Below are 6,863 nucleotides of genomic sequence, written 5' to 3'. Positions count from 1 at the left end.
AAGTGATTTGCTCTAAATCTTTTACAAGTTCCAGAAACCGTTCAGAATGTTGAGAGTTACATAAAGTGGAAATTAGAACTAGAAATATGATTGTGAAATTGCGTTTCATTTAAATGTTGTACAACGGTCTCGTATAACCGTCAGTTACGGGTTAATATGCATTAATTTTCGGTTAAGCACTGATGTTAGCAATTTCGAGTGGATTCGGACGTAGTCGAATCCGCCGTAATTGCGGTTATACATTGTTGGCATACGTTTTTTTCTTTTTTACTGTAAACACTATTCCAATTAATAAATTCCAAATTAGAAAATAAATCCAAATATCTTTTGCAAATTCCGTTCGACACGGTGGGCAAGGATAATCAGGAATACAAGGTTCACATTGGATTAGATAAGGGTCGATAAAGAACCTTATCAATAAAAAGACATTTCCTAAAATCCAGATATAAAAAATTCGATTCCTATTCTTCATTCGGTTAGTAGTTCCATTAATTGGTTATGTTTTTCATTCCATTCTGAATCTCTTTTATTTTCGTCAATCGAGTAATGTTCTATAACTTTTTCAACTTTTGCTTTGAAGGTTTGAAATTCTTTTTCCGCATTTTCAAGCGAACTATAAAAGTCAGTATGAAACATTAGTCCATAAATTCCAACTGTAATTGAAAAAGGTGCAATTGAACCGTTTTCTTCTAAAGTTATTCTTGCTCCAAATGGATTTTCCTCATCCTTAAGTATTTTTCCATTTTCAGAACCAATTGTTCCAATCGAATTTCCTGCGTCAAAGGGATTCCATTTATATTCCATAAGTTCGTTCTTCAAATGTATGCCAACGTGTTTGGCTATGGTTTCGTTGCGTGAAAATCCGCGAGGATTTTCCGCCGTAAACCGAAGACAGCAAATTTGCGAGGACTTTCCGCGAGGAAAGTCAGAAGCAATGAACTATAGCCGGTGTTGGCATTTCGTTTTTTTATTCTCTAATTAAATATCCTGTTTGTAATTTCAATTCCTCATTATCTGTTTTATTCAATTCAATAATTCGGTCTCTAATTTCTCGGTCAAACCATTCTTGATTATATCCTTTGATTTTAAATCGAGGATATCTCATTTGTTGTATTGCAGCTAATTGACGATTAATATCTTCACTAAAAATGGCTTTTTTCAGTCCGTTAAGAGCAGTCCATCCATTTTCGTTTTCTTTCCACCAATCTTTTACTCGTTTTATTATAATATCGAGTTCCTTGAATTTTGTTCTTTCAAAGTTTACATCGTGTTTCCCGTTTTCAATGTATTTCGAATAGTTTTTTTTGTGTAATTCTATTAATTCCTTTTCGGTAATGACATTCTCGGTAAAACCAAAGTTTTGGGAAGTCAGATTTTCTAAAGCCCAACCTGCTCGAATAGCAATCCAGTCCAAATCGTAATTTATAAACCAATCGTGTCCATAAAATTCAGTTGCTCCTGGATAAATTAAGTCAGCAGTATTTTCTAACTTTTTAAAGTCCTTTGGATTGTCCAATAATTTTATCAAATATGGGATTGATTGTTTTCCGATATTCAGTAAACTATCCTTTGCTTTATAGACCTTACCCCAATCAGTTGATACAAAATCAGAAATCAGATTTTCTAAATCAGGTTCAGCCTTTTCGGTTGTCACGCTTTGACTTAAACAACTCAAAGTTGAAAATATTAATAAAATCAGAAATGTGTTTTTCATCGTTCAGTTTAAATGAATGCCAACGTGCTTGTGTAAGGATAGTTGCGTGTTTAAGCTACTAACTTACTAAAAATGAATCGAACCATTGGAAATTCCGCAGGAATTTCCAAGTAGGCAAGTCACAAGCAATTATTTTTACACTTTATTAGCAAACGTTTTTTATAATTGTTCTTTAAATATTTTTTCAATCAAATTATTAAAATCCGAAGCAATGATTTCTAAGTCGCTAATTTTCTCCTTACTTAAAGATGTATTCCATAAATAAATCGGGGAATTTAAATTTTCAGTATCCATACAGAAATAGTCTCCACAAGTCGCATCTCCAATTAAAAGAAGTTTCGGATTTAATCCATAATCAGTTCTGTCGTCCATATTTCTCCATAAAATATTTAGAACAGCTCCATTCCGATAATCAATATTCGGATATGCTCCAAAGAAGTCAAATCCGTTTATATTTCCACAACCATAATTTTCAATAAAGTCACGATAATTTCTAGGAATACTTATTCCAAGTGATTTTTCAATATCCTCAATTACATCTGAGTCAATTTTTCCGTTAAATCTACAATTATCAATATTTTGTTCGATGGTCATTTTTAATGTTTGCTAACGTTGATGTATAAGGAAAGTTGCGTGTTTGTGTGCGAGGATTTTCCGAAGGAAAATCAGAAGCAAGCAAACGAGCAACAAACTTTGGTTTAGCTAAAACTAGCAATTTTTTTTATACTTTGTTGTACTGCGTTATTTTTTGTCAAATTCTTTAATTAAATTATGTAATCTATCATTTTCTGAAAGTCTTTCAAGCCATTTTCTAGCTGTTATTCCGTGATTATTTATTTTATCCAAATCAGCTCCACGATTTAGAAGTTCTTCTATTATCTCAAACCTCAATTGGTTAACTTCTTTTTGTTCTTCTCTCCAAGTCAGACCATACTCTCTGATTGCTGTGAATATTGGATTATTTCCGTGTTTTTCTGTCGAGTTAATTTCCGCTTTTCCGCTTTTTATTAAAATCAATGAAATATTGGACATACCATGAAATGATAAAGCTACTTCTAGCGCATTATATCCGTCTGCTGTTTTTGTATTAATTTCAGCTCCTTTGTCTATTAAATAAGAAATTAATTTGACGTGATTTTCAGAACCTTTTAGTTCGGATTTGCAGTCACAAATTGATTTTATTAACAGAGTGCTGGATTTTTCAGAATTCGTAAAGCTATTAAAGTCAATCTTTTCTTTTTCAATTATTTCGATGACTTTTTCCGTTGAAGAATTAAACAAGTATTGATAAAATTCTCTTCTGGTTTCATTATCAATTTCGTAAAGTTGTTTAGTCCGATTTATTTCAGATTCAGAAGTTTTTGATGAAAACAAATTTTTAAATAAACTCATTAGATTATTGATTGGTCATAATGCAGTACAACGTTTGGTATAAGGAAAGTTGCGTGTTTGCGTGCGAGGATTTTCCGTAGGAAAATCAGAAGCTAGCAAACGAGCAACTAACATTGGATTAGCTAAAACTAGCAATTTTTTTTATACTGTGTTGTGTGTAGTTTTTATTTTACATTGTCATAGATTTCCAATGTCTTTTTGATTATGTCTTTTTCTTTTTTCGTTATAGTTCTGTCGTCGTGATATTGTCTTCCTTCATATCTTATTTTAGCGGATTCTGAATTTACAAGTCTGTCTAATATTAGGCATTCAGTTTCTCCAACTGACATATCTAACCACTCCCAAATTCCTGAATCATTATCTTTTTCCCAATCTCCAGTTATAGTGTATTGTTCTCCGTCAATCAATAAAATTCCTTTCTGTATGAATAACCAATCATCAGAAGCATATTGAAATTTAAGTCTTAAATAATAAAAGTCTGCTTTCTTTCCAATATATGGATAGATGAAATTTACATTTGTGTAATATGGTGTTCTCGGATCTCTATAAAATGTAGTTTCTTTAAATTCGTCCTCGTTTTTTTTGAATGAGTTCAAGTCTTTTTCTGCCTTTTCTTTTTTCTGTTTTTTAACAATTACAAGACTGTCTTTGGTTATTTGGTCTTTTTTAATTTGAACGCTATCAACTGTTTTTTCTGCGGTTTCTTTTTCGGTTGAAGTCGTTGATTTGGTATCATCACTTGAGCTAAAAATTCCAACTAAAATTCCGCTGATTATAAAAATTCCGATTATGCTTGCACATCCAATTCCTGCGATTTTTAAAAATTTCTTCATTTAGTTTACTTTAATTTTTGATAAAAATTGAACATTATTTTTTAAATTTTTTACGGTTTTCCATAATTCGACGGATTTTTCTCAAATTACACACAACGTTTATGTGTAAGGAACGTTGCGTGTTTGAGTGCGAGGATTTTCCGAAGGAAAATCAGATGCTAGCAAACAAAGCAACGACCAAACGGTTGAACTAAAATAAGCAATGTTTTTTACACGGTGTTAGCCATTGTTTTTTTAATTTTTATATAATATTCCTATCTTTTCATCGGATAACTCTCTAAAATAACAAGTATCGTTTTCAGTGGTACATTCTTCTTTTTTTAATTGGTTCCATTCAGATTTAGATAGTAGTAATTTGCTATAATTGTCAATATATTTAGTTGATTTTATTGAGATTAGATTATCAGATTTGGGAATTGTTTTTAGTTCATTAATAGCCTTACTTAACAATATATTTATTTGAACTTTATTTAATTCACTTTTGTGTTGCGAAATATATTTAAAAATCGAAACTGCCAATTCATATTTTAATCTAATGGAATTTGGATTGTTTTTCAACCATTTTTCACAGATAAGTATTGATTTTTTATAATTTCTTTCTTTAGAATGTATTGAACTTATTTTTAAAATTAATTTTTCTTTTTGGCTATAATTTAGAGTGTTATTTTCTTTTAATTCTTTGTAAATATATTTCTCGATTCGGTCTGATGGCTTAAGAAGTAAATCATTGTTTGCTTTAATACTTATGGGTTTTGAATAAATGACTAATGAGTCTTTTACTCTAAACGAAAATCTTATTTCTGTGTTTAATTCGCCCGTATATACTGATTTGTTATAGATTTCATATGTGTATGAATCTTTGGGTAAACTGATAGTTTGTAAACCTGTTCCACACCAATAAGCTAACTCAGATAATGCGTCAAAAGGCTTCCAAATACTATCTATATCTTTTATCTCTTTATTAAATAAAATTTCAGCATTATATCCACCAAAAATTTTTAGAGTGTCTGTTGTCCTATTAATTAAAAAAATATTTATGTTTTCTGTTGAATCTATAACCTTTGCAATAATTGAAATCTCACCATTTTCAAATTTAGTAGATTCTTTCAATTTTTTTACTCTAGGATTTTCATTCATTGAATTTTGACTAAAACAAATGAAGTTTATTAAAACCAAAAAAGCTAAAGTTGGAATATGTCTGTTTCTCATTTTGGTAATAATGGCTAACGTGTTTGTGTATGGTTAGTTGCGTGGTTAAGCAACTAATTTAGTAAACAAATACTTGCCAGAGAAAATTCCGAAGGAATTTTCCAGATAAGCACTTGCCAAAGCAATTAATTATACACGGTGTTGTAAACAGTGTTTTATATATTCATTCCATTTTTTATTCACTCAATTATTCGGTCAAAATTCGCCATACTTGTAAACTAAAATTCCCAATGCTCCATAAAACATTAATAGATTTATTATAACAAAAATAACGCGCTTGAGTTTGGTCAATTCGAAAGCTTTCGAGTTCCAAATAATAACAAATAAATGATATAGAATATAAAAGTATTGTTCAGTTCTATTATTATTTACTGTTAAACTTAAAATTGCTGATATTGGAAAAAAAATAATTATCCATAAGCTTACATTGTAAATATTTAAGATTAGATGTTCATAGAAATTTTTCTTGAATTGTATATAGATTAGAAAACTTGAAAGAGTTAACAAGAGAATATTTACAAATAAAATAACGAACTGTGAAGAAATAGTACTTGTTACTACAAGACCTAAAAAATCATTTGCAATTGAGTAATGCAGTATAAGAAATAAAGATGCTATTGTAAAGAATTTCCCTGGACTATAATAATATTTTCGAAATCCATTCCAATAATTTAAAACTAATGATTCGGGTTGACTTAATCCAATTCGAATGTTTAATAAAAAAGATTTTTCTAATGAAAAAATACTGTCAAATAAATCACCTAAAAATGTGATGAAATTAATTCTTTTATTTTTATAATATTGTCCGCACTTTGAGCAATATTTTTCATTTATTTCACTTGAACATACTGAGCATTTCATATTCCTGTTTTTATTTCAAGTTTCGATTCGGACATTGTTTACAACGTTTGGTATATGGAAAGTTGCGTGTTTGTGTGCGAGGATTTTCCGAAGGAAAATCAGAAGCTAGCAAACGAGCAACTAACATTGGTTTAGGATAAAACTAGCAATTTTTTATATACGGTGTTGGCATTAGTTTTTTTTAATAGAGTTTTTCTGAATTATTAGTCATAAGTTTTAGAAAGTCAGTAAATGTTTCGGCTATAAATTCAGCATTTCCGTCAAATTCATTTTCAAGTCCATAACCCTTATAAATTTTTCTGTCTTTTCGGGAGAAACCAATCCATGGGCATGATAGCATTGAGTCGCAAAATTTTATATATAATTTATCTGCGGCAGTATTTTCCTCGCAGATTTTATTTATATCCCAAATGTGGTGTCTTTCAAAACCAATGTAATCAGAAAATCCGTTTGCAATTAGATAGAAATTTTTAAAGTCATTTGGGAAATCAAAGTCTAAAGTATTTGTCAATTTTATTAAATCTTCTTTTTCAGATTTTCCATTTACTTTAATTCCTAACTGTTTTATTTCACCAATGATATTATCTAGCATAAAGTTTGAGGTGTAGTTGCTTTAAATTAATGCCAACGTTTTGTATAATTTTTAGTTGCGTGGATTAGGTACTAAAATAGCAAAAAAACACAAGCCAAAGGAAAAATCCGCAGGATTTTTCCGATTAAGTAACTATAAGCAATTAAATTTATACCATGTTATGTAGCGGTTTTGAATTTAGACAAAGATTTAAATGTCCTTTTTTTTTAGTTTTTGATATTTTTCTTTCTCCGCAATTTTTGGTTTTCCGTTTCCGTTTTTA

The 6,863-nt window shown here is 29.8% G+C and carries 7 protein-coding genes; all 7 read right to left on the bottom strand.

Annotated features, from left to right (window positions below; translation table 11 throughout):
* Positions 1-468: 468 nt before the first annotated feature.
* Positions 469-819, bottom strand: a complete 351-nt coding sequence (locus ACFQ1R_RS11375; protein WP_379926341.1) for a hypothetical protein — start codon at positions 817-819, stop codon at positions 469-471.
* A gap of 148 nt (positions 820-967) precedes the next feature.
* Positions 968-1,714, bottom strand: a complete 747-nt coding sequence (locus tag ACFQ1R_RS11370; RefSeq protein ID WP_379926340.1) for a hypothetical protein — start codon at positions 1,712-1,714, stop codon at positions 968-970.
* Between the two features lie 159 nt (positions 1,715-1,873).
* The gene (locus ACFQ1R_RS11365; RefSeq protein ID WP_379926339.1) at positions 1,874-2,308 is read right to left on the bottom strand and encodes an SMI1/KNR4 family protein; all 435 of its coding nucleotides are present in this window, start codon (positions 2,306-2,308) and stop codon (positions 1,874-1,876) included.
* 147 nt (positions 2,309-2,455) lie between these two features.
* The gene (locus tag ACFQ1R_RS11360) at positions 2,456-3,106 is read right to left on the bottom strand and encodes an ankyrin repeat domain-containing protein (RefSeq protein ID WP_379926338.1); all 651 of its coding nucleotides are present in this window, start codon (positions 3,104-3,106) and stop codon (positions 2,456-2,458) included.
* A 164-nt stretch (positions 3,107-3,270) separates the two neighbouring features.
* A complete protein-coding gene (locus ACFQ1R_RS11355; RefSeq protein ID WP_379926337.1) occupies positions 3,271-3,939 on the bottom strand; it encodes a hypothetical protein in 669 nt (222 codons plus the stop codon).
* Between the two features lie 234 nt (positions 3,940-4,173).
* A complete protein-coding gene (locus ACFQ1R_RS11350; protein WP_379926336.1) occupies positions 4,174-5,076 on the bottom strand; it encodes a hypothetical protein in 903 nt (300 codons plus the stop codon).
* Between the two features lie 1,114 nt (positions 5,077-6,190).
* Positions 6,191-6,601: an SMI1/KNR4 family protein gene (locus ACFQ1R_RS11345; RefSeq protein WP_379926335.1), complete on the bottom strand. Its 411-nt coding sequence runs from the start codon at positions 6,599-6,601 to the stop codon at positions 6,191-6,193.
* Between the last annotated feature and the right edge of the window lie 262 nt (positions 6,602-6,863).

This window comes from Mariniflexile jejuense, from assembly GCF_042675665.1.
GTDB lineage: Bacteria > Bacteroidota > Bacteroidia > Flavobacteriales > Flavobacteriaceae > Mariniflexile > Mariniflexile jejuense.
The sequence above is the reverse complement of the archived record's forward strand: the minus strand, read 5'-3'. Positions and strand labels throughout refer to the sequence as shown.

What these genes read in the sequence shown, in the direction of transcription:
- ACFQ1R_RS11370 (WP_379926340.1), bottom strand. Translation starts at nt 1,714, where the DNA reads ATGAAAAACACATTTCTGATTTTATTAATATTTTCAACTTTGAGTTGT.
- ACFQ1R_RS11365 (WP_379926339.1), bottom strand. Translation starts at nt 2,308, where the DNA reads ATGACCATCGAACAAAATATTGATAATTGTAGATTTAACGGAAAAATT.
- ACFQ1R_RS11360 (WP_379926338.1), bottom strand. Translation starts at nt 3,106, where the DNA reads ATGAGTTTATTTAAAAATTTGTTTTCATCAAAAACTTCTGAATCTGAA.
- ACFQ1R_RS11355 (WP_379926337.1), bottom strand. Translation starts at nt 3,939, where the DNA reads ATGAAGAAATTTTTAAAAATCGCAGGAATTGGATGTGCAAGCATAATC.
- ACFQ1R_RS11350 (WP_379926336.1), bottom strand. Translation starts at nt 5,076, where the DNA reads ATGAATGAAAATCCTAGAGTAAAAAAATTGAAAGAATCTACTAAATTT.
- ACFQ1R_RS11345 (WP_379926335.1), bottom strand. Translation starts at nt 6,601, where the DNA reads ATGCTAGATAATATCATTGGTGAAATAAAACAGTTAGGAATTAAAGTA.